Source organism: Pseudomonas sp. FBCC-B35 (assembly GCF_059133755.1).
The window spans coordinates 1,074,239-1,097,032 of the sequence record NZ_CP101439.1 but is presented as its reverse complement, the minus strand read 5'-3'; the positions used below and the strand labels follow the sequence as shown (position 1 = coordinate 1,097,032).

The 22,794-nt window shown below is 61.6% G+C and carries 22 protein-coding genes; 7 read left to right on the top strand and 15 right to left on the bottom strand.

Going from position 1 to position 22,794, the window contains the following annotated elements; all coding sequences use genetic code 11:
• Positions 1-24 precede the first annotated feature (24 nt).
• The 4 genes from lon to cmoB all read left to right on the top strand — a co-directional run bounded on the left by lon (position 25) and on the right by cmoB (position 4,782).
• Positions 25-2,445: an endopeptidase La gene (lon, locus tag NMB38_RS04900; RefSeq protein WP_494354908.1), complete on the top strand. Its 2,421-nt coding sequence runs from the start codon at positions 25-27 to the stop codon at positions 2,443-2,445.
• Between the two features lie 111 nt (positions 2,446-2,556).
• Positions 2,557-2,949 carry a protease inhibitor I42 family protein gene (locus tag NMB38_RS04895; RefSeq protein ID WP_027915376.1) on the top strand — a complete coding sequence of 131 codons (393 nt, stop codon included), beginning with the start codon at positions 2,557-2,559 and terminating at the stop codon, positions 2,947-2,949.
• Between the two features lie 136 nt (positions 2,950-3,085).
• The gene (cmoA, locus tag NMB38_RS04890; protein WP_027915377.1) at positions 3,086-3,829 is read left to right on the top strand and encodes a carboxy-S-adenosyl-L-methionine synthase CmoA; all 744 of its coding nucleotides are present in this window, start codon (positions 3,086-3,088) and stop codon (positions 3,827-3,829) included.
• Positions 3,826-4,782 carry a tRNA 5-methoxyuridine(34)/uridine 5-oxyacetic acid(34) synthase CmoB gene (gene cmoB, locus NMB38_RS04885; protein WP_027915378.1) on the top strand — a complete coding sequence of 319 codons (957 nt, stop codon included), beginning with the start codon at positions 3,826-3,828 and terminating at the stop codon, positions 4,780-4,782. The genes cmoA and cmoB overlap by 4 nt, the downstream gene beginning before the upstream one ends.
• 8 nt (positions 4,783-4,790) lie before the next feature.
• Here cmoB and pdxJ read toward each other — a convergent pair whose 3' ends face one another.
• The 10 genes from pdxJ to rpoE all read right to left on the bottom strand — a co-directional run bounded on the left by pdxJ (position 4,791) and on the right by rpoE (position 14,708).
• Positions 4,791-5,513, bottom strand: a complete 723-nt coding sequence (gene pdxJ, locus NMB38_RS04880) for a pyridoxine 5'-phosphate synthase (protein ID WP_219857981.1) — start codon at positions 5,511-5,513, stop codon at positions 4,791-4,793.
• Between the two features lie 60 nt (positions 5,514-5,573).
• On the bottom strand, positions 5,574-6,257 hold the full coding sequence (recO, locus tag NMB38_RS04875; protein WP_027915379.1) for a DNA repair protein RecO: 684 nt from the start codon (positions 6,255-6,257) through the stop codon (positions 5,574-5,576).
• A 79-nt stretch (positions 6,258-6,336) separates the two neighbouring features.
• Positions 6,337-7,239: a GTPase Era gene (gene era, locus NMB38_RS04870; protein WP_023535257.1), complete on the bottom strand. Its 903-nt coding sequence runs from the start codon at positions 7,237-7,239 to the stop codon at positions 6,337-6,339.
• Complete coding sequence (gene rnc / locus NMB38_RS04865) at positions 7,232-7,921, bottom strand: ribonuclease III (RefSeq protein WP_023535270.1); 690 nt, start codon at positions 7,919-7,921, stop codon at positions 7,232-7,234. The genes era and rnc overlap by 8 nt, the downstream gene beginning before the upstream one ends.
• Positions 7,922-8,078: 157 nt before the next feature.
• Entirely contained in the window at positions 8,079-8,933 is an 855-nt protein-coding gene (gene lepB / locus NMB38_RS04860) for a signal peptidase I (protein ID WP_023535203.1), read from the bottom strand.
• A 5-nt stretch (positions 8,934-8,938) separates the two neighbouring features.
• Complete coding sequence (gene lepA / locus NMB38_RS04855; RefSeq protein ID WP_023535281.1) at positions 8,939-10,738, bottom strand: translation elongation factor 4; 1,800 nt, start codon at positions 10,736-10,738, stop codon at positions 8,939-8,941.
• 182 nt (positions 10,739-10,920) lie between these two features.
• Entirely contained in the window at positions 10,921-12,306 is a 1,386-nt protein-coding gene (locus NMB38_RS04850) for a DegQ family serine endoprotease (RefSeq protein ID WP_371259679.1), read from the bottom strand.
• 226 nt (positions 12,307-12,532) lie between these two features.
• A complete protein-coding gene (locus NMB38_RS04845) occupies positions 12,533-13,492 on the bottom strand; it encodes a MucB/RseB C-terminal domain-containing protein (RefSeq protein WP_132579072.1) in 960 nt (319 codons plus the stop codon).
• Positions 13,493-13,504: 12 nt separating this feature from the next.
• A complete protein-coding gene (locus tag NMB38_RS04840) occupies positions 13,505-14,095 on the bottom strand; it encodes a sigma-E factor negative regulatory protein (RefSeq protein ID WP_023535291.1) in 591 nt (196 codons plus the stop codon).
• Between the two features lie 31 nt (positions 14,096-14,126).
• Entirely contained in the window at positions 14,127-14,708 is a 582-nt protein-coding gene (gene rpoE, locus NMB38_RS04835; protein WP_003252049.1) for an RNA polymerase sigma factor RpoE/AlgU, read from the bottom strand.
• A gap of 433 nt (positions 14,709-15,141) precedes the next feature.
• Here rpoE and nadB point away from each other — a divergent pair, with 433 nt between their 5' ends.
• The gene (gene nadB / locus NMB38_RS04830; protein WP_110607312.1) at positions 15,142-16,746 is read left to right on the top strand and encodes an L-aspartate oxidase; all 1,605 of its coding nucleotides are present in this window, start codon (positions 15,142-15,144) and stop codon (positions 16,744-16,746) included.
• Between the two features lie 220 nt (positions 16,747-16,966).
• Here nadB and NMB38_RS04825 read toward each other — a convergent pair whose 3' ends face one another.
• The 3 genes from NMB38_RS04825 to NMB38_RS04815 all read right to left on the bottom strand — a co-directional run bounded on the left by NMB38_RS04825 (position 16,967) and on the right by NMB38_RS04815 (position 18,679).
• The gene (locus NMB38_RS04825) at positions 16,967-17,281 is read right to left on the bottom strand and encodes a hypothetical protein (RefSeq protein ID WP_494354907.1); all 315 of its coding nucleotides are present in this window, start codon (positions 17,279-17,281) and stop codon (positions 16,967-16,969) included.
• A 701-nt stretch (positions 17,282-17,982) separates the two neighbouring features.
• Complete coding sequence (locus NMB38_RS04820; RefSeq protein ID WP_027914572.1) at positions 17,983-18,441, bottom strand: protein YgfX; 459 nt, start codon at positions 18,439-18,441, stop codon at positions 17,983-17,985.
• Complete coding sequence (locus NMB38_RS04815; RefSeq protein WP_023534507.1) at positions 18,425-18,679, bottom strand: FAD assembly factor SdhE; 255 nt, start codon at positions 18,677-18,679, stop codon at positions 18,425-18,427. The genes NMB38_RS04820 and NMB38_RS04815 overlap by 17 nt, the downstream gene beginning before the upstream one ends.
• A 135-nt stretch (positions 18,680-18,814) precedes the next feature.
• Here NMB38_RS04815 and ygfZ point away from each other — a divergent pair, with 135 nt between their 5' ends.
• The gene (gene ygfZ / locus NMB38_RS04810; protein WP_027914571.1) at positions 18,815-19,756 is read left to right on the top strand and encodes a CAF17-like 4Fe-4S cluster assembly/insertion protein YgfZ; all 942 of its coding nucleotides are present in this window, start codon (positions 18,815-18,817) and stop codon (positions 19,754-19,756) included.
• A gap of 56 nt (positions 19,757-19,812) precedes the next feature.
• Positions 19,813-20,619 carry an HDOD domain-containing protein gene (locus NMB38_RS04805; protein WP_023534337.1) on the top strand — a complete coding sequence of 269 codons (807 nt, stop codon included), beginning with the start codon at positions 19,813-19,815 and terminating at the stop codon, positions 20,617-20,619.
• Between the two features lie 45 nt (positions 20,620-20,664).
• Here NMB38_RS04805 and NMB38_RS04800 read toward each other — a convergent pair whose 3' ends face one another.
• Both NMB38_RS04800 and NMB38_RS04795 read right to left on the bottom strand, forming a co-directional pair.
• Entirely contained in the window at positions 20,665-22,044 is a 1,380-nt protein-coding gene (locus NMB38_RS04800; RefSeq protein WP_028687232.1) for a sensor histidine kinase, read from the bottom strand.
• Positions 22,037-22,708 (bottom strand): response regulator, encoded by a 672-nt coding sequence (locus tag NMB38_RS04795; protein WP_027914569.1) that lies wholly within the window; start codon positions 22,706-22,708, stop codon positions 22,037-22,039. Before NMB38_RS04795 ends, NMB38_RS04800 begins: the two co-directional genes overlap by 8 nt.
• Positions 22,709-22,794 lie beyond the last annotated feature (86 nt).

The window sequence follows — 22,794 nt, the reverse complement described above, 5'->3', positions numbered from 1 at the left end:
CATAGTCATTCACGCAGGTGCCCCATGAGCGACCAGCAGGATTACCCTGAACACGCCGACGATTCCAACGAAGTCGAACATACCAGTAGCCAGCCGATAACCGGCCATGCCTTGGCCCTGCCTGGACAACAGCTGCCGGACAAGGTCTATGTGATCCCCATTCACAACCGCCCGTTCTTTCCGGCGCAGGTGCTGCCGGTCATCGTCAACGAAGAGCCGTGGGCCGAGACGCTGGACTTGGTGGCCAAGTCTCCCGACCACTGCCTGGCGCTGTTCTTCATGGACACGCCGCCTGAAGACCACCGCCATTTCGGCACCAAGGCCCTTCCGGAGTACGGCACCCTGGTCAAGGTGCACCATGCCAGCCGGGAAAACGGCAAGTTGCAGTTCGTGGCCCAGGGCCTGACGCGGGTACGTATTCGGACCTGGCTCAAGCACCATCGCCCGCCCTATCTGGTTGAAGTCGACTACCCGCGCCAACCGGCCGACCCGACCGACGAGGTCAAAGCCTATGGCATGGCCCTGATCAACGCCATCAAGGAGCTGCTGCCCCTCAACCCGTTGTACAGCGAAGAGTTAAAGAATTACCTCAACCGCTTCAGCCCCAACGACCCCTCCCCGCTGACCGACTTCGCCGCCGCGTTGACCTCGGCGACCGGCAGCCAGCTTCAAGAGGTGCTCGACTGCGTGCCCATGCTCAAGCGCATGGAAAAAGTGCTGCCCATGCTGCGCAAGGAAGTTGAAGTCGCTCGCCTGCAAAATGAAATTTCCGCCGAGGTGAACCGGCAGATTGGCGAGCATCAGCGCGAATTCTTCCTCAAGGAGCAACTGAAGGTCATCCAGCAGGAACTGGGGTTGACCAAGGATGATCGCAGCGCGGACCTCGAGCAGTTCGAACAACGGCTCGAAGGCAAGACCCTACCGGACCAGGCACGCAAGCGCATCGACGAGGAGATGGGCAAGTTGGCGATCCTGGAGACAGGCTCACCCGAATACGCCGTGACCCGAAACTACCTGGAGTGGGCGACAGCCCTGCCCTGGGGTATCTACGGGGACGACAAGCTCGACCTCAAGCACGCCCGCAAGCTGCTCGACCAGCATCATGCGGGGCTGGACGATATCAAGGAACGTATCCTCGAGTTTCTGGCCGTTGGGGCATGGAAAGGCGAGATCAGTGGCTCGATCGTGTTGCTGGTGGGCCCGCCAGGGGTGGGCAAGACCAGCGTTGGCAAGTCCATCGCCGAATCGTTGGGCCGCCCATTCTATCGCTTCAGCGTGGGCGGCATGCGCGACGAAGCCGAAATCAAGGGGCATCGCCGCACCTACATCGGGGCCCAGCCAGGCAAGCTGGTGCAAGCCCTGAAGGATGTCGAAGTGATGAACCCGGTCATCATGCTCGACGAAATCGACAAGATGGGGCAAAGCTACCAAGGCGACCCGGCCTCGGCGCTGCTGGAAACCCTGGACCCCGAGCAGAACGTCGACTTCCTCGATCACTATCTGGACCTGCGCCTGGACCTGTCCAAGGTGCTGTTCGTCTGCACCGCCAATACCTTGGATTCCATCCCCGGTCCACTGCTCGACCGCATGGAGGTCATCCGCCTCTCCGGGTACATCACCGAAGAAAAACTGGCCATCGCTAAACGCCATCTCTGGCCCAAGCAACTGGCCAAGGCGGGTGTGGCCAAAAGCAGCCTGAGTATCACCGACAGCGCCTTGCGCCTGGTGATCGAAGGCTATGCCCGGGAAGCCGGCGTACGACAGCTGGAAAAACAGTTGGGCAAGTTGGTGCGCAAGGCCGTGGTGAAGCTGCTTGAAGACCCCACCGCCAAGCTCAAAATCGGACCAAAGGATCTGGAAGGCGCATTGGGCATACCGGTGTTCCGCAGTGAGCAGGTGCTGGCGGGCAAAGGTGTGATCACGGGCCTTGCCTGGACCAGCATGGGCGGTGCCACACTGCCAATCGAAGCGACGCGCATTCACACGCTCAACCGCGGTTTCAAGCTGACCGGCAAGCTCGGCGATGTCATGAAGGAATCGGCTGAAATCGCGTACAGCTATGTCAGTTCTAACCTCAAGCAGTTTGGCGGCGACCCGGCCTTCTTCAACGAAGCGTTCATTCACCTGCATGTCCCCGAGGGTGCTACCCCCAAGGACGGTCCGAGTGCCGGCATTACCATGGCCAGCGCGCTGCTGTCCTTGGCACGGGATCAGGCACCGAAGAAAGGTGTGGCCATGACCGGCGAGCTGACCTTGACCGGGCAGGTGCTGCCCATTGGTGGGGTGCGTGAAAAGGTCATCGCGGCGCGCCGGCAGAAGATCCACGAGTTGATCCTGCCCGAGCCTAATCGCGGCGATTTCGAGGAACTGCCCGACTACCTGCGTGAAGGGTTGACGGTGCATTTCGCCAAACGCTTTGCCGACGTCGCCAAAGTGCTTTTCTGAAGTACAGGAGCAGGGGCTGTGCTGCAGCCCCCTGGTTCATCCTTCCCTCGGTATGACTACCGTGCCGCTTAATCGGTTATCCTCGGGCACTCGACAACCCGTGGAGCCCCTATGTCCACCTCACGCCTGCTTGCCCCGTTGGGGCTGACTCTGCTAACCGCCTGCGCCCAGCACGGGCCCGAGCCTGTCACCCTGGATGCTGACAGTGAGTGCCCGATCTACCTGGAAAAAGGGCAGGTGTTGAACCTGACCCTTCCCAGCAACCCTTCCACTGGCTACCGCTGGCGAGTGGAAGCCGCCGCTACGCCTGTGCTCCTCAGCCTCGGGCCCGAGGTCTACAGCGCGCCCGATCAGGAGGATGTGGTCGGCAGCGAAGGCCTCTCGACGTGGCGTTATCAAGCCGATCAAAGCGGCAAGGCCGCCTTGAAGCTGGTCTATCAACAGCCTTGGGCCAGGCAGGTGACGCCAGTGCAAACCTTCGATTGCAATGTTGTCGTGCGCTGACGCTTTGCGTTGATGTACGTGGGCGAATCTGCCGTACATACGCAGGATCCAGGCCAATCGGCGCCACGCTGGCATGGCAAGATCACCCGCCATTCGATAAAATGCGCGCCCCGTTTCACCCAGCCTTGAGCCCGCCGTGACCACAGATCCCGATCGTCTTTTCGCCCAACCGTTGGCGCAGGTACCCGACTTCGTTTTCAACGAGGACGTGGTGCGCGTGTTCCCGGACATGATCAAGCGCTCCGTGCCGGGCTATCCGACGATTGTCGAGAATGTGGGCGTACTGGCCGCACGCTTCGCCATGCCCGGCACGGCGTTGTATGACCTGGGCGCCTCGCTCGGTGCGGTTACGCAGGCTTTGCGCCGGCACGTGCGCGGGGAAGGTTGCCGCGTAATCGCCGTGGACAATTCCGCCGCCATGGTCGAGCGCTGCCGCGAATACCTCGCAGCCCAGGACTCGATGTTCCAGGAATTGTTGCCTGTCGAGGTGCTGGAAGCGGACATCCTCAACCTGGCGTTCGAACCGGCCTCGGTGGTGGCGATGAACTTCACCCTGCAGTTCATCGCACCGCCGCAGCGACTGGCGCTGTTGACCCGCATCCGCCAGTCACTGCTGCCCGGCGGTGCCCTGATCCTTTCGGAAAAGCTGTGCTTTGCCGACGCCACTGCGCAGGCGCTGCTCAACGACCTGCACCTGGACTTCAAACGCGCCAACGGCTACAGCGAACTGGAAATTGCCCAGAAGCGCAGCGCCATCGACAACGTGATGAAGCCTGACACCCTGGAAACCCACCGCCAGCGCTTGCTCGATGCAGGGTTCTCGACGGTGGTGCCCTGGTTCCAATGCCTTAACTTTGCCTCGTTGATAGCCCTACCATGATCGATCTTTCCCCTCTGGCGCGCCGTCTGGCGGGCACCCCCCTGGCTGAATGGTCGCAAGGCCTGCAGGCGCAACTCGATGCCAAGCTGGAAAAAGGTCATGGCGACCTGGACCGCTGGCGTGGTGCGCTGCACGCGCTACCGGCCCTGCAGCCGAGCGAAATCGACCTGGTAAACGGACTGCGTCTGGACTGCGACTGCGATGATGCCAGCCGCGTGCAAATGCGCCAGGCATTGATGGGGCTGTCGCCCTGGCGCAAAGGCCCCTTCGATCTGTTTGGCGTGCACGTCGATACCGAATGGCGCTCGGACTGGAAATGGGCTCGCGTTGCGCCGCACCTGGACCTCAAGGGCAAGCGGGTACTGGACGTTGGCTGCGGTAATGGCTATTACCAGTGGCGCATGCTGGGCGCTGGCGCCGACATGGTCATCGGGGTCGACCCGAACTGGTTGTTCTTCTGTCAGTTCCAGGCGGTACAACGGTACTTGCCGAACCTGCCGGCCTGGCACCTTCCTTTTGCGCTGGAAGACCTGCCTGCCAGCCTCGAGGGCTTCGACACTGTGTTTTCGATGGGGGTGTTCTATCACCGTCGCTCGCCTATCGAGCACCTGCTGGCGCTCAAGGACTGCCTGGTCAAGGGCGGCGAACTGGTTTTGGAAACACTGGTGATCGAAGGCGACGTGCAACAGGTGCTGGTGCCCGAGGACCGTTACGCGCAGATGCGCAACGTGTGGTTCCTGCCCTCGGTCCCAGCCCTGGAGCGCTGGCTGCGCCGGGCTGGGTTCAGTGATGTTCGCTGCGTGGATGTCAGTGTCACGAGCCTGGAAGAACAGCGCAGCACCGAATGGATGCGCTATCAGTCGCTCAGTGATTTCCTCGACCCCAGCGATTCAGGCAAAACCATCGAGGGCTTGCCTGCCCCGCGTCGCGCCACGCTGGTGGCGCGCAAATAGCCGTTGGCTCAACGCGAGGCCGCGAGAATCAATGCCTTCATTTCTGATACGGCGGCCTTGAAGCCCACGAACAATGCGTGGGCGACCAGCGCGTGGCCGATGTTCAGTTCGTTGATGCCCTTGATGGCCGCCACGGCCTCAACGTTGTGGTAGTGCAGGCCATGGCCGGCATTGACGATCAAGCCTTGGCCGATGCCAAACGCCACGCCATCGACAATGCGCTTGAGCTCTTCAGCCACTTCGGTAGGTGATTGCGCGTCGGCATAACGGCCGGTGTGCAGCTCGATGGCCGGCGCGCCTACCCGGTGCGAGGCCTCGATCTGGCGCTCGTCGGCATCGATGAACAACGACACCTCTGCGCCGATCCGCGACAGGCGCTCGACCGCCGCTTTGATTCGCGCTTCCTGGCCTGCCACATCCAACCCACCCTCGGTGGTGAGTTCCTGACGGGTTTCAGGCACCAGGCAGATGTGCGCCGGGCGGATCTTTTCGGCAAAGGCCATCATCTCTTCGGTGACGCCCATTTCGAAGTTCATGCGCGTCTGCAATACATCCTTGAGCAGCAACACGTCGCGCTCCTGGATGTGGCGGCGATCCTCGCGCAGGTGCACGGTGATGCCGTCGGCACCCGCCTCTTCAGCATCCAGCGCCGCCTTGACAGGGTCTGGGTAACGCGTACCCCGGGCCTGGCGCAGGGTGGCCACATGGTCGATGTTCACGCCGAGAAGCATGCGGTTGCTGTGAGTCACGAAAGGCTCTCCTTGGATTGAGCCCTACAGCATACGTCGTGATCAGCGCTTGCGAAACAGTTCGCGGCTGACCAGCGGCTTGCCACCCAGATGAACGGCCAGGGCCTGGCGCATCAAGCGCTTGGCCGCCAGCAAAGCACCTGGCATTTCCCAGTCTGCCTCGGCCAAGGCCAGCAACTCGGTGCCACCGAACAGCCCAGGCTGGGGCAGTTCGACCCGCTCCAGCCCAGCGTCCACGCGCAGGCGGTACCGCCCCTCGGCGGCAATGGGCTGCTCGTTGACATCCATGTGCAGCGAGAAGGCGTAACCCAGCTCATCGAGCAGCCGCCATTCAAAGGCCCGCAACAGCGGCTCGAGCGGACGGCCGGCCAGAAGAGCTTGCAGGGTTTGCGCATAGTGATCAAACAACCCAGGCGAAGGTGCCTCTGCCGGGAGCAGGCGCATCAGCAACTCATTGAGGTACAAACCGCTGAACACAGCGTCCCCGTGCAGCCAGGGTGCCATGCCGACCGTTTCCAGCCTGCCAACGTTCTTCAGCTCCCCTCGCCCGCGCAGCTCAAGCTCCAGTGGCACAAAGGGGCGCACCAGGCTGCCACCCTTGCCCCGCGCGCGGCGCAATACGGCACGTACGCGCCCCTGGGGGGTGAAGAAGTCCACCAGCGCGCTGGTTTCCTTGTAGGCGCGGCTGTGCAGCACATAGGCTGGCTGACCGACAGGTTGTTCCATGAAATTCACCAGCCCGCGTGAGGCAGACGTTGTCGAGAACGCCCCGACCGGGGCGCTCTCGCATCAGGCTGCGTAAGCCTTAGAGGTCGCCGTAGCCCAGCGAGCGCAGGGCGCGCTCGTCATCGGACCAGCCGCCTTTGACCTTGACCCAGAGGTTGAGCATGACCTTGGCGTCGAACAGCACTTCCATGTCCTTGCGCGCATCGGAACCGATGCGCTTGATGCGCTCACCCTTGTCGCCGATGATGATTTTCTTCTGCCCGTCGCGTTCGACCAGGATCAGCGCATGGATATGCAACACATGCCCCTGCTGCTTGAACTCCTCGATTTCCACTGTGATCTGGTAAGGCAGCTCGGCGCCCAGCTGACGCATGATCTTTTCACGCACCAGCTCGGCAGCCAGAAAGCGGCTGCTGCGATCGGTGATCTGGTCTTCCGGGAAGAAATGCTCGTTTTCCGGCAGGTGCTTGGCGATCAGCGCTTCGAGCGATTCGAGGTTGTGGCCCTGCTGCGCGGAAATGGGCACGATCTCGGCGTTGGGCAGCTGGCCTTGCAGCCACTGAAGGTGCGGAATGAGCTCGGCCTTTTCATCCATGCGGTCAGTCTTGTTCACCGCCAGGATCACCGGGCCGGTCACGTACTGAACGCGCTCGAGCACCAATTGGTCCTCATCCGTCCACCGGGTGCGGTCCACTACGAAGATCACCACGTCGACGTCCTTCAAGGCGGCCGAGGCGTTGCGATTCATGTAGCGGTTCAGGGCCTTGTCGTTGGCCTTGTGCATGCCGGGGGTATCGACATAGATGGCCTGCACCGGGCCCTCGGTCTTGATGCCGAGCATGTTGTGACGCGTGGTCTGCGGCTTGCGCGAGGTGATGGCCAGTTTCTGGCCAAGGATGTGGTTCAACAGGGTCGACTTGCCGACGTTCGGGCGACCGACGATAGCGACGTAGCCGCAACGGGTAGTGGTGTTCTCAGTCATTGCCATTCTCCACGCCCAGGGCGATCAATGCGGACGCAGCGGCTACCTGCTCGGCGATACGCCGGCTGACACCCTGACCACGGCTCTTGTTGTTCAGCAGCACGACTTCGCATTCGACGAAGAACGTACGGCAGTGAGGTTCGCCCTGGATATCCACTACTTCGTAACGCGGCAGCTCGCAGCTGCGCGATTGCAGGAACTCCTGCAGGCGGGTTTTAGGATCCTTGTTGGTATCGACCAGGGTCAGCCCTTCGAACTCGTTGGCCAGCCAGGCGAGCACGCGCTCGCGGGCCGTGTCCATGTCGGCGTCCAGGTAGATGGCCCCGATCAAGGCCTCCAGCGCATCGGCCAGAATGGACTCGCGGCGAAAGCCCCCGCTTTTGAGCTCGCCCGAACCCAGGCGCAGGTATTCGCCCAGGTCGAACCCTCGGGCCAGACGGGCCAGGGTCTCACCTTTGACCAGGCGGGCACGCAGCCGTGACAGCTGCCCTTCACGGGCCTGGGGGAAGCGCTCGAACAGCGCCTCGCCGGCGACGAAGTTGAGAATGGCGTCACCGAGGAACTCCAGACGCTCGTTATTGCGCCCGGCATAGCTGCGGTGGGTCAGGGCCAGGAGCATCTGGTCCTGGTCCTTGAAGGTGTAACCGAGCTTTCGCTCCAGGCGGGTAAGGGAAGCAGTCATGCGGCCACCCGATCGTTGTTAAACGCGTTGTTCAAATCAGCATCCTGAAAGACGGTTTGGCCATGGTCACCGCACGCTGGGCGGCGAATCTCCCATCCTTGAGACACAGCCTATGTCAGAAAAGCATTCGGCGCTGTATGGACAGCGCCGAAGGGTATCAATGGATCAGTCCGACCCGCGACAAGTTGGGCAGGTGGCTGAGTTTTGGCTCAGGCCAGCTCATCCATACTGCGAAAGCCTTGCCAACGATGTTGCGGTCCGGAACCATGCCGTGCAGTTCCTTGGGAATGTTGGGGTCATCCCAGTAGCGGCTGTCGTTGGAGTTGTCGCGGTTGTCGCCCATCATGAAGTAATGGCCGGCTGGCACCGTCCATTGCTGGTCCGGCGGCATACGGTAACGGCTCATCTCCTTGCGGATCAGGTGCTCGGCAGCACCGAGCTTTTCCTTGTACAGCTGGGCGCTGCCCAGCGTCCCAGGCTCGGTACCCACCAGTTGCTCGGCGACCCGCTGACCGTTGACGAACAACTGCTTGTCGTTGGTGTAGCGGATCTGGTCACCGGGCAAGCCAACGACCCGCTTGATGTAGTTGACGTTCGGGTCGCTGGGGTAGCGGAACACCATCACATCGCCGCGCTGTGGGTCGCCCACCTCGATGACCTTCTTGTCGATCACCGGCAAGCGGATGCCATAGGAGAACTTGTTCACCAGGATGAAGTCACCCACTTCCAGCGTGGGTTTCATCGACCCCGACGGAATCTGGAAAGGTTCGACCAGGAACGAGCGCAGCACCAGCACGATGAACAGCACCGGGAAGAACGACTTGCCGTATTCGACCAGCAAGGGTTCCTTGTTCAGGCGCTCGACCACCGCCGGTTCCGGCTGGCTGACACTGCCCTGGTAAGTGGCGATCGCCGCACGTCGGCGCGGCGCCAGGAACAGAAGGTCGATCAGGCCCAACAGACCGCACACGAACACGGCAATGACGAGCAACAGCGGGAAATTTAGCGACATAGGACCTAACTATCCAACCTGAGCACGGCGAGGAAGGCTTCTTGTGGAATTTCCACGTTGCCCACCTGTTTCATGCGTTTCTTACCGGCCTTCTGCTTCTCGAGCAGCTTCTTCTTACGGCTGACGTCGCCGCCATAACATTTGGCCAGTACGTTCTTTCTGAGCGCCTTGACAGTGGTACGCGCGATGATCTGGCCACCAATGGCTGCCTGGATCGCCACATCGAACATCTGCCGCGGGATCAGTTCCTTCATCTTCTCGGTCAACGCGCGGCCTTTGTACGCAGCGTTGTCGCGGTGCACGATCAATGCCAGGGCATCGACCTTGTCACCGTTGATCAACACGTCCAGCTTGACCAGGTTGGCCGACTGGTAACGATCGAAGTGATAGTCCAGCGAAGCATAGCCACGGCTGGTGGACTTCAAGCGGTCGAAGAAGTCCAGTACCACTTCGTTCATCGGCATGTCGTAACGCACTTGCACCTGGCTGCCCAGGAACTGCATGTCGCGCTGAACGCCACGCTTCTCGATACACAAGGTGATCACGTTGCCCAGGTGTTCTTGTGGCACCAGGATGGTCGCGGTCACGATGGGCTCGCGGAAGTCGGTGACCGACGAGACGTCTGGGAGCTTCGACGGGTTGTCGACGACGATGGTTTCACCGGTCTTGAGTTCCAGCTCGTAGATCACGCTGGGCGCGGTGGTGATCAGGTCCAGGTCGTACTCGCGCTCCAGGCGCTCCTGGATGATCTCCATGTGCAGCATGCCCAGGAACCCGCAGCGGAAGCCAAAGCCCAGGGCGTCGGAGCTTTCGGGCATGTATTGCAGGGACGAATCGTTGAGCGTCAGCTTCTGCAAGGCATCGCGGAAGTCTTCGAAGTCATCGGAACTGACCGGGAACAGACCGGCGTATACCTGCGGCTGGATCTTCTTGAACCCAGGCAGCACTTCGACTTCCGGGGTGGAAGACAGGGTCAGGGTATCGCCGACCGGGGCACCGTGGATGTCCTTGATGCTGGCGATGATGAAGCCCACTTCGCCGGCTTTGAGGTCGGCGGTTTGGGTGTGCTTGGGCGTGAAGACGCCCACGCTGTCGACCAGGTGCAGCTTGCCGGTGGACTTGACCAGGATCTTGTCGCCTTTCTTGACGCGACCATGGCGCACGCGCACCAGCGAGACCACGCCCAGGTAGTTGTCGAACCAGGAGTCGATGATCAGGGCTTGCAGTGGCGCGTCGATATCGCCGGTCGGTGCGGGAATGGTGTGCACCAGGCGTTCGAGCACCTCGTCCACCCCCATGCCGCTCTTGGCACTGCAGGCCACGGCATCGGTGGCATCGATGCCGATGATCTTCTCGATTTCGTCCTTGACGCGATCGGGATCGGCCTGTGGCAGGTCCATCTTGTTCAGAACCGGCATGACTTCCAGGCCTTGCTCGATGGCCGTGTAGCAGTTGGCGACGGACTGGGCCTCGACACCCTGGCCGGCATCGACCACCAGCAACGCCCCTTCGCACGCCGCCAGCGAGCGCGAGACTTCATAGGTGAAGTCGACGTGGCCGGGGGTATCGATGAAGTTGAGCTGGTAGACCTTGCCGTCCTGGGCCTTGTAGTTGAGCGTGACGCTGTGGGCCTTGATGGTGATCCCGCGTTCGCGCTCCAGGTCCATGGAGTCGAGCACCTGGGCTTCCATTTCGCGCGCAGTCAGGCCACCGCACATTTGAATGAAACGGTCGGCCAGCGTCGACTTGCCATGGTCGATGTGGGCGATGATGGAGAAATTGCGGATATGACTCAAATCACTCACGGGTCAACACTCGGAAAAGGCTGCGAGCCGGACGCCCGCCGAAAAATAGCCGGCAATTGTACCTGAAGCTGCCAGGATGTGGGAGATTCCTCTGCCCGGCCGTCACCTGCAGCTTGGCATTGAAATGTCACTGCACATGAAAAAGGGCAGCTGTCGCTGCCCTCCTCCCGTATTCGCCGCGCTTACTCGGCGAGCTTGAAGGTGATGAAGCTGGCGCGCCCCTGGCGCAACACGCGCATGGACACGGAGCGGTTCTTCGGCAGCTCCTTGGCGATTTGCGTGAATTCCTTGGCCGAACCGATGGCCTGGTTGTTCAGGTGACTGATGACGTCACCCGGACGCAGGCCGATCAGCGCGGCCGGACCATCCTGCACTTCCTTGATGACCACGCCGCCCTTGAGCTCCAGGGATTTCTTCTGCTCGGCAGTAAGATCGGCCACCGAAACGCCCAGGCGATTGCTGCTGCGCTCGACATTGCTGTCGCCGGCACCGGCGCCGATGTCGGCATCGTCGTCTGGCAGTGCGCCAACACTGACATCAAGGGTCTGGCGCTTGCCGTTGCGAATGATGTCCAGCTTGGCCTTGGCACCATCCTTCAAGCCACCTACCAGATGCGGCAAGTCGGCAGACATGACGATCGGCTGGCCATTCATGCTCAGGATGACATCACCGACCTGCAGGCCCCCTTTGGCAGCCGGGCCGTTTTCCAGCACCTGAGCGACCAGCGCACCGGCAGGCTTGTCCAGACCGAAGGATTCAGCCAGGTCCTTGTTGACCTCCTGGATGACGACGCCCAGCCAGCCACGGCTGACCTTGCCGTCCTTCTTCAGCTGATTCGAGACATCGATGGCCACGTCGATCGGGATCGCGAACGACAGGCCCATGAAGCCACCGGAGCGCGTGAAGATCTGCGAGTTGATCCCTACCACTTCGCCGTTCATGTTGAACAGCGGCCCACCCGAGTTGCCCGGGTTGATCGCAACGTCGGTCTGGATGAACGGCACATAGGTGTCGTTGGGCAGGGTGCGGCCCTTGGCGCTGACGATACCTTTGGTCACCGAATGGTCAAAGCCGAACGGCGAGCCGATGGCCAATACCCATTCGCCGACCTTGAGCTTTTCAGAATCCCCCAGCTTGACGGTAGGCAGGTTCTTACCCTCCACCTTCAGCAATGCGACGTCAGTGCGCGGGTCGGTACCCACCAGCTTGGCTTGCAATTCGCTGCGGTCGGACAAGCGCACGATGATTTCGTCGGCATCGGCGATGACATGGTTATTGGTCAGTACATAGCCGTCGCTGGAAATGATGAAGCCCGAGCCCAGTGACTGTGCCTCACGCTGACGGTCACCACGCGGTGCACGCGGTTGCTGCGGAAGGTTGCGCTCGAAGAATTCGCGGAACATTGGCGGCAGGCCTTCGAGATCCGGCATTTGACCTGCGGCGATGCGACGGTCCGGAAGCTTCTGCTTGGTACTGATGTTGACGACCGCCGGCGAGGCTTGCTCGACCAGCGTCGTGAAATCCGGCAGGGCTTCTTCAGCCTGGACCGTCAGCACTTGCCCGAGCATCAGCACGGCCGCGAAGAACGATAGATAGGGTTTCAAACGAGGTATTGACATACGGCTCCCGTCACAACGAGCGGTAATTAAGAAACGACCCTGCACAACGCAGCAATGGCCAGGCTCCCAGAAGCCTGACCTATAGAAAATTTGCCGTCAGATTGCAAATGACAATGCTTTAATTTCATTTCAAAAAGCCACGCCCTGAGCGGGACCGCTCGCCATTAGCCTTTGCTCACTGGCCCGCCTGAGCGTCTTGAGGACGCATCGACAAGGCAACGCGTTCGGCCGTGCCTAGCGGAATCTCGCCAACGACGGTCACCATCATCTGGCCCTTTGGCGTACTCAGGCGCCGCGATACTGCCGATGTCGGGCCCAACTGGGTACGCACATCAACGCCAGCCTCGCCCTTCACAGGCTCGATGAAGACAGAGAAACGCGCCAGACCGTCGTCATACATCAAGGTGCTGACCGGGCTGCCCTGCCCAGGTTCGCGGCGGATGGCGCTATTGACCACTTCGAACCCCGACGGTAGCCAATCGGAGCGCCACCCAGAGACAGCCCCACCGGCAGGCGCCGCTGCCACCACGGGCTTGCAGGCCGAACTGGGGCGCAGGTCTTCATCGGTAGGCATGCGTGCTTCAAGCCGGGTCATCTGGAACCGCTCAAGCAGTTGACCTTTCTCGTTGAGCATCAGCGAGCGCAGCGGTAAGCCCGTTGCACGGTCCAGATGCAGCTCGTAACCGTAACGGTGCTGATCACGCGGTGAAAGTGACACGACCACCGCGTCCCGGCCTGCAACACGAGACTTGCCGGACACGGACAGGTCGTACCAACTCATGAGTTTGAGGGGGTCAAGGCGGCGTGGCGCGCTATCGGGCGGCGCCGAAATACCTTCGGCAAGCCCGCCACTGACGCATTGTACCTTGCCATCGACGCGCACGATTTCCTGGGCGACGCCATCGAGCTGCAGCAGCCGCTCGCTGACCTTGCCCTCTTGGACACGGTGCCAGATATCGTGGGTTGAAAAGCTGCCGTTACGTTCGTAAACGAAGGAGCCCAGGTAGCTCTGTCGTTGCTCGGCCTGTGCCAGCTTGTTCAGCCACTCGTTCGCCTCGGGCGAAGAATTGGCTGCCAACGCTAGCACCGTCATGCAGCTGCCGAGCAGCAGCGACAGGAGAGGTAGCGCGCGCATGAGCCTCCCTAATTAGCGGTTTTCCAGGCTGGCGGCGCGAGCGTAAGGCAGTGCGGTTTCAGAACCCTTCAGAGCGGACTCCTGGGCATGTTGGCGCAGGTAACCTGGCAGCCGCTGGTCCCAGCCAGCCTGGTTCTGCAAAACACCGTTGGCCATCGGGCCAGTCGGCTGATCGCTGCTTTCGCTGTAGCCGGCCAGCACGGCAGGGCCTTGGGCCTGCGGCACGGTCACACCCTGCTGAACAGGCTGCTGGGCCGCAAGCTGGGCACCGGTAATATCATCCTGGTTGTACAGGCGCACACCTGCCAGTACGGCGAGGGTCACCGACGCGGCAACAGCCACGCGGCTTACGGTGCGCCATGGGCCTTGCTTGGCCTTGGCAGGCACGGCCTCATCGGCCAGCGCTGCGGATACCGCCGAGGCGATGTCCAGGTTAGGCAGCAGCAGCTCCTTGTGCATGGCTGCACGGGCTACCTGGTAACGGGACCAGGTAGCACGGGTTTCGGCATCGTCGACGGCATTCAACACCCGACGCAATTCCAGTTGGTCCGCTTCGTTATCCATTACCGCGGACAGCGATTCCTGCAAAGCTTCACGACTCATGGCGGTTCCTCTCTTGGCTGTAGCCGCTGTCTCAGGTTTCCTGCAGCAAAGGCTGCAAGGCTTTGTCAATGGCCTCCCGAGCGCGGAAGATACGAGAGCGCACGGTACCCACTGGACATTGCATGACGCTGGCAATGTCTTCGTAACTCAGGCCATCGAACTCTCGCAGGGTCAGCGCCGTACGCAAGTCTTCTGGCAGTTGCTGAATGGTGCGATGGACAGTGCCTTCGATCTCATCCCGCAACAAGGAGCGCTCTGGAGACTCAAGATCCTTGAGGCCATGATCGCCGTCGTAAAACTCCGCATCCTCGGAGCTCACATCGCTGTCTGGCGGCCGTCTTCCACGGGACACCAGGTAGTTCTTCGCCGTGTTGATGGCGATGCGGTACAGCCACGTATAAAACGCACTGTCACCGCGGAAGTTGCCAAGCGCACGGTACGCCTTGATGAACGCTTCTTGTGCAACGTCCTGGGCTTCGTGGGTGTCATGGACAAACCGCACGATCAACCCGAGAATCTTGTGCTGGTACTTCAGCACCAATAGATCGAAAGCTCGCCTGTCGCCGCGTTGTACGCGCTCGACCAGTTGCTGATCTTCTTCCTGGGTTAGCATGAACACTCCTCGGTGATCTCGAAGGAGCGTTGCAGCAGCCATCGCTCAGGCTTGCAACCATAGACTCGGGCTTTGCGCAAAAGTTCTCCCCTCCAAGCAAGTTTCCTGCAGACCTTGAGCGGCGTGCACGGAAGACGCGGCACGGCAGCAGCCGACAACGTCGATAATCAGGTTACGAATACGCAGGTGAGCCCAATGTCGAGCTACCACCCTGCGTCGCCGCGGCAAATTGTTGGCGTGCGGGCAGCCTTCATAGGATTTCCAGCCACGCTGGAAAGTTCCCACAATGCCTGCCGTTACCGGGCGAGCGGCATGGAAAAGGGCCACCCGAGGCTGCTATAAAGGCCACCCGGCCATTAAACGATAGTTTCACAATGCCATCGACGCATGACTATTGTGCCGTGCCCCCTCCGAAGATTACTAGTGTCCTGACATGAGCCAACAATTCCAACATGATGTCCTGGTTATCGGCAGCGGCGCAGCGGGCCTGAGCCTGGCCCTGAACCTGCCTGCGAATCTGCGCATTGCGGTGCTGAGCAAGGGTGACCTGGCCAGCGGTTCGACCTACTGGGCCCAAGGGGGCGTAGCGGCCGTACTGGACGGCGCCGATACGATTCAGTCCCACGTGGAGGACACCCTCAATGCCGGCGGTGGCCTGTGCCACGAAGACGCTGTTCGCTTTACCGTGGAGCACAGCCGCGAAGCCATCGAGTGGCTGATCGAGCAAGGCGTGCCGTTTACCCGGGATGAGCCCAACGGCGTGGTCGACGCAGGCTTCGAATTTCACCTGACACGTGAAGGCGGCCATAGCCACCGGCGCATCATCCATGCCGCCGACGCCACGGGCGCGGCCATCTTCAACACCTTGCTGGCCCAGGCCAGGCAGCGCCCGAACATCGAGCTGCTGGAGCAGCGTGTGGCGGTGGACCTGATCACCGAGCGGCGCCTGGGCCTGGACGGCGAGCGCTGCCTGGGTGCCTACGTGCTGGACCGCAACACGGGCCAAGTGGACACGTTCGGCGCGCGGTTCACGGTGTTGGCCACGGGTGGGGCGGCGAAAGTGTACTTGTACACCAGCAACCCAGATGGCGCGTGCGGCGATGGTATCGCCATGGCCTGGCGGGCTGGCTGCAGGGTCGCGAACCTTGAGTTCAACCAGTTCCACCCTACGTGCCTTTATCACCCGCAGGCCAAGAGCTTTTTGATCACCGAGGCCTTGCGTGGCGAAGGCGCCCTGCTTCGCCTGCCCAACGGGGAGCGCTTCATGCCCCGCTTCGACCCACGCGAGGAGCTTGCCCCGCGCGACATCGTGGCACGGGCGATCGACCATGAAATGAAGCGCCTGGGGGTGGACTGCGTCTACCTGGACATCTCGCACAAGCCTGTCGAGTTCATCAAGAACCATTTCCCTACCGTTTACGAGCGGTGCCTGGGCTTTGGCATCGACATCACCCGCCAGCCGATACCTGTGGTGCCGGCAGCGCACTACACCTGTGGTGGCGTCATGGTGGACGACCGGGGGCACACGGATGTACCGGGGCTGTATGCGATTGGTGAAACCAGCTTCACGGGGCTGCATGGCGCCAATCGCATGGCCAGCAACTCGCTGCTGGAGTGCTTCGTCTACGGTCGGGCTGCGGCGGCCGACATCCAGGCGAACCTCGAGAATGTCGGCATGCCAATGGCCTTGCCTGGGTGGGATGCCAGCCAGGTCACGGACTCGGACGAGGATGTGATCATTGCGCATAACTGGGATGAGCTACGGCGCTTCATGTGGGATTACGTGGGGATCGTGCGAACCAGCAAGCGGTTGCAGCGGGCGCAGCATCGCGTGCGGTTGTTGCTCGATGAAATCGACGAGTTCTACAGCAACTACAAGGTCAGTCGGGATTTGATCGAGTTGCGCAATCTGGCGCAGGTGGCGGAGTTGATGATTCGCTCGGCGATGCAGCGCAAGGAGAGCCGGGGGTTGCATTACACGTTGGATTATCCGGCGATGCTTGGCGAGGCCAGAGACACGGTGCTTGAGCCCGATTGAATGGTTGGGGGAAGATGGGGACTGCAGGATTTAGCTTCGCGGCCCACATTGTCGGGGCCGGTCTGGCGTCCCGGCAAGACCGCTTCTACGCGCGTGCGTACTGCTTAGGGATACGCTGCTGCTTATTGAGATGTGTTTAACAGCGAGCACTGTGCCAAACAGCATACCCCTGATATAAAACCGGTATAACGCGAGCTCATATATTAACTTTCTGAATCTTTCATAACTCGCACCCACGAAGCACCCCAACGCTCTTGCCTTTGATCTTGATCTTGATCTTGATCTTGATCTTGATCTTGATCTTGATCTTGATCTTGATCTTGATCTTGATCTTGATCTTGATCTTGATCTTGATCTTGATCTTGATCTTGCTCTTGCTCTTGCTCTTGCTCTTGCTCTTGCTCTTGCTCTTGCTCTTGCTCTTGATCTTGATCTTGATCTTGATCTTGATCTTGATCTTGATCTTGATCTTGCTTTTGATCTTCGCGACTTCAGAAGGCCGAACGCAGGTCTTGCGGAGGGAGGTGACAGGCATGGATGCCTGTCAAGCGCTGGGCCCCAGGATGGGGCCTACAGCGCGGTCCTCCCGGGAGCAAGACCGGAGTGAGGGAACCCCGAAGCGCAGCGTAGGGGCCGTATGAACGGAGCGCAGCCTTTTTTGGTTACTTTTTGTGGCGTTTGACAAAAAGTGACTCGCCGTAAGGGCGAAAAGGTGATTAAGCGTCGCCATCGCAAATGGACTATGCTCTCTTTTAATACCCACACCAATGCAATCAAAGCTCAAAGCTCAAAGCTCAAAGCTCAAAGTTTAAAGTTCGAAGTTCGAAGTTCGAAGCGTGGGCGCATACAGCAAGTTGGTATTCATTGGCGCGGGTGGCGCACAGTCACCCTTCCGCCCTTACGGCGGCTCACTTTTTGTCTTGTCAAAAAGTAAGCAAAAACCGCCTGCTCCCATCATCCGGCCCCTACGCTACGCTCCGGGGTTCCCTCGCTCCGGGCTTGCTCCCGGGAGGACCGCGCTGCAGGCCCCATCCTGGGGCCCAGCGCTTGACAGGCATCCATGCCTGTCACCTCCCTCCGCAAGCCCTGCGCTCGGCCTCCTGAAGTCGCGATCTGCAGTGCCTGAACTACCGCGCGCTTAGAAGCCAAAGCAAGAGCAAGGGCAAGGGCAAGGGCAAGGGCAAGGGCAAGGGCAAGGGCAAGGGCAAGGGCAGACGCGGCGCCAGCCTGCATAGTTTAGTGCTGCATGGGCGCCACCCAGCGCCTGCGGCTGAACTTCAACCTCACCCGCAAACGCCGATGCTCATCGATCCCAAGCGCATCCCAGGGCACACATTGGCTGCGCCCCCACCCTGCCCCAACCGGTACGAATCTCAGCACTACGAGCGCGGGCAACGCGATGCTGTCACGACACAGCCGCACAGGCTGCCACCCCCGGGCCCGTGAAAACACCCACCAGCCGGCTCCGTCACGACGAAGCCCGGTGACAGCCTGAACATGCGTCAACAGAATACGACGCGGAATAGCCCACGCCGCATGAACACTACATGCAGCGATCACCAGCAGCCCCAACCAGAACGGTAACGGGCTGACAAGCACGGCGAACCAGGCGAGCGCCTGGCTGATCAGGTAGGCCACCAGCAACAGGCGTGAGCCCTGCCAGCGGCATTCGAACCACTCACTTGGGTTGGACACGGTCCAGGATGATGCGAACCATGCGCTGCAACTCCGGGTCCTCGGACTCGGTACGCTCCATGAACCAGCCGAACATGTCCTGGTCCTCACAGCTCAGCAGCCGAACATACAACTGACGATCGGTTTCGTTGAGGCTGGGGTAGACCTCCTGGGTGAAAGGCACTAGCAGGACGTCCAGTTCCAGCATACCGCGGCGGCTATGCCAGAAAAGCCGGTTGAGTTCAGTTTGTTCGACCATGGGGCCCTCCTCGAGTGGCCCGCCAGTATACAGCCAGCCGCGCGAAGCGACAGCCAACTGTTGGTCTAAGTCACCTACCTATTTTGTTACCAGCGTTCTATGATGGCCCCAGACTTTAAGCCACCGCGATGACCCATGGCCGATACCGCTTTCTTCTGCCCTCTGTCCCACGAAGGCATTCTCGCTGTCCGCGGCTCCGATGCAGGCAAATTCCTGCAGGGCCAGCTGACCTGCAACATCAACTACCTCAGCCCCGAATACGCCAGCTTTGGCGCACGTTGCATGGTCAAGGGGCGCATGCAGTCCAGCTTCAGAATCTTGCCTGAAGGCAACGGTTACCTCCTGGCCATGGCCAGTGAATTGCTGGAGCCTCAGCTGGCCGACCTGAAGAAATACGCTGTGTTTTCCAAGGCCACCCTGACCGACGAAAGCGCCGCCTGGGTGCGTTTCGGCCTGCACGACGGCCAGGCAGCGCTTGTGGCACTGGGGCTGGAACTGGCGCCCGAAGCCGGCAGCACGGCGCGGCAGGAAGGGCTGATCGCTGTAACGGTCAGCACCGGCCGCACCGAGCTCTGGGTACCGGCAGATCAGGCAGGCGAGGTTCGCAAGACCCTGGCCGACACACTACCCGAAGCCGGCCTCAACCCATGGCTGCTGGGGCAGATCCGCGCCGGGATCGGTCAGGTGCTGGGGCCTACCCGCGAGCAGTTCATTCCGCAAATGATCAACCTGCAAGCCGTCGATGGCGTCAGCTTCAAGAAAGGGTGCTACACCGGCCAGGAAATCGTTGCACGCATGCAGTACCTGGGCAAGCTCAAGCGTCGCATGTACCGCCTGGCAATCGATCAGCAAACCCTGCCGGCACCTGGGGAGCAGCTCTTCTCCCCCGTGCATGGCTCCTCGGTAGGCGATGTGGTGATGGCGGCCAGCACCGGCAGTGGCTGTGAGCTGCTCGCGGTGATCGCAGCCGATGCCGTGGAGGATGGCAACCTGCACTTGGGTCATCTCGAAGGCCCGCCCCTGCAGGTACTGCCCCTGCCCTACGAACTGGACCGCGACAGGGAAATCCAGCGCTGACCAGCCCCGCCCCGCTTTGACAGCGGGGCCGCTTCACCACTGCGGTAGACACGTCCATGAACAAGCTGGCCGAAATGGTCCAGGCGCAACTGCTGGATGCCATTGAAAAGGATGACCTGGTACTTCCGACTTTGCCTGAGGTTGCCTTGAGCATCCGCGAGGCCGCCGAAGACAGCGAGATCAGCGTGGCGGCCTTGAGCCGGGTGATCGGCCGCGATGCCGCCTTGTCGGCACGCCTGATCAAGGTGGTCAACAGCCCGCTGCTGCGGGCCACGGTCGAGGTGACCGAGCTGCACACGGCGATCACTCGCCTGGGCATCAACTACAGCTGCAATCTGGCCATCGGCCTGGTCATCGAGCAGATCTTCCACGCGCGTTCGCCTGCAGTTGAGCAAAAACTGCGCGAAATCTGGGCCAACAGCCTTGAGGTCGCCGGCATGAGTTACGAGTTGGCCCGGCGCTACACGCGGCTCAAGCCTGATCAGGCGGCACTGGGCGGCCTGGTCAACCAGATCGGCGCGCTGCCAGTTCTGATCTACGCCGAAGAGCACAACGAGCTGCTGTCCGATCCGGTCTGCCTGCACCATGTCATCGAACTGATCCAGCCCGTACTGGGCGACAAGATACTCAAGGCATGGGAGTTTCCCGAACAGCTGGTCAAGCTGCCCGGCCTGGTTCAGGACCTGGATCGACAGACCGACCGCATCGACTACATCGATGTGGTCCAGATCGCCCGCTGCATCAGCCAGCGTGGGCGAGAGAGGCCGCTGGCGGCCTTGCCAGCCTACCGGCACCTGGGCTTGCCCATGGGGAGCGAGCTGCACGCCGAGGATCTGCTCGAAGCCCGCAGCTTGTTGCGCTGAGGGCTTCGCTCTGCCTGGCGGCCGGATTGATCCGAGCGCCCACGCTTAGTCAGCGATGAAACTCACCCGCACGCGCAGCCCGCCGTTGTCGCCATCATGCAGGCTGATCTGCGCCAGGTGAGCCCGGCAGATCTCCCCCACGATCGCGAGGCCCAACCCGCTGCCCAGGGCGCTACGGCGATAGAAGCGCTCGAACACCCGCTCGCGCTCGGCTTCTGGAATGCCGGGGCCGTCGTCCTCCACCTCGAGCACCGCAGGCGCGAGCACGCGCAGGATGACGTTGCCGCCCTTTGGGGTGTGGGCCAGGGCATTGTCGACCAGGTTGCTCAACAGCTCGTTGAGCAACGTCGGCTCGCCTTTGAGCCATACCGGTGCCTGCGCCTCGAGGGCCAGTGCAACGCCACGATTGTGCGCCAACGGCGCCATGGCCATGCCCAGCTCGCGCGCCAGTTGGCTGAGGTCCAGGCGCTGGGCGCCCCCCTCGGCGATCGCACGCGCGCCGTTTTCCACACGCGCCAGTGAAAGCAACTGGTTGGCCAGGTGCGTCAATTTGTCGGTGCCCTGCGCCGCCGCTTCCAGCGTCTGGTGCCACTGTTGCGGCTCATTGGCGCGCAAACCCAGTTCCACCCGCGCTTTGAGCGCCGCCAGGGGCGTACGCAGCTCGTGGGCAGCATCGGCGATGAACTGCGCCTGGCGCTCGAACTGTGCACGCAAACGCTCGGTGAAGTGGTTGAGCGCCCCCACCAGTGGCCGCAATTCAGGCTGCACTTGTACCACCGGCAATGGGCGCAGATCGTCCGGCTGGCGCTCCTCGACCGCCGTGCGCAGGCGCTCGAGCGGTCGCAGCGCCGCACTGACGGCGAACCACACCATCACCAAAGCGCCCAGGGCCAACATGCCCAGACGCAGCAACGTATCCCCCATCAGGCCCCGGGCCATGCTCACCCGCGCCTCATCGGTTTCAGCCACGCGAATTTCCGCCATGCCGTTCATGTTCGGCTCGCTCACCGCTTTGAGCAGGCTGACCACTCGCACGTTCTGCCCCAGATACGTCGCATCATAGAATCGCGCCAAGGCGGGGTAGTCGTCTGTACGCGGTGTACCAGACGGCGGGGGCGGCAGTTTTTCATACCCTGAAATCAGCCGTTGGTTGATGTCCAGGACCTGGTAGTAGATACGTCCTGCGCTGTCGTAGGCAAAGGTGTCGAGTGCCACATAGGGCACATCGGCGCTCAACGACCCGTCGCGTTGCGACAGGCCCGCAGCGATGGTACGGGCGGACGCCAGCAGTGTCCGGTCGTAGGCGGTGTCCGCCGCCTCGCGGCCGTTCCAGTAGGCACTGAGCCCACTGGCCAGCATCAGGACCACCAGCAGCAGCGCCAGATTACCCAGCAGGCGCCCACGCAGGCTGACATTCTCACGCATCGCGATGCTCGAGCAGGTAACCCAGGCCGCGGAAGGTGACGATGGCCACCGAATGGCCATCAAGCTTCTTGCGCAGGCGATGAACGTAGATCTCGATGGCATCGGGGCTGGCGTCCTCGTCCAGGCCGAACACCTGGGCCGCCAACTGCTCCTTGCTCATCACCCGGCCCGGCCGGGCGATCAAGGCTTCGAGCACACCCTGCTCGCGGGAAGTCAGGGACAACGGGGCCTCATCCAAGGTGAACCGTCGGGTATCGAGGTCATACACCAGCGGCCCGCAGCGCTGCTGGCGTTCGCCCCCGAGCACACTACGGCGCAACAGCGCCTTGACCCGCGCCTCAAGCTCGGTCAGCTCGAACGGCTTGGCCAGGTAATCGTCAGCCCCCAGGTTCAGGCCATGGACCCGATCCTTGACGTCGCTGCGGGCGGTGAGCATCAGCACCGGTACGGTCTTGCCACGTCCGCGCAGACGGGCCAGCACCTCGAAGCCGTCCATGCGCGGCAAGCCCACGTCGAGCACGGCCACGGCGTAGTCCTCACTGCCAAGGGCCAGGTCGGCAGCCACCCCGTCATGCAGCACATCCACAGTCAGGCCCAGACTTTTCAAGGCCTGGGCCACACTGTCGGCCAATTGCAGATGATCTTCTACCAGCAGCACACGCATCGGATTGTCCCTGTTAGGTGGGGCGATGGCGCGGAGTGTACCCCGCCGCCGCGGCCTGTGAAGCCGGCGCGACAAACCTTTCACGC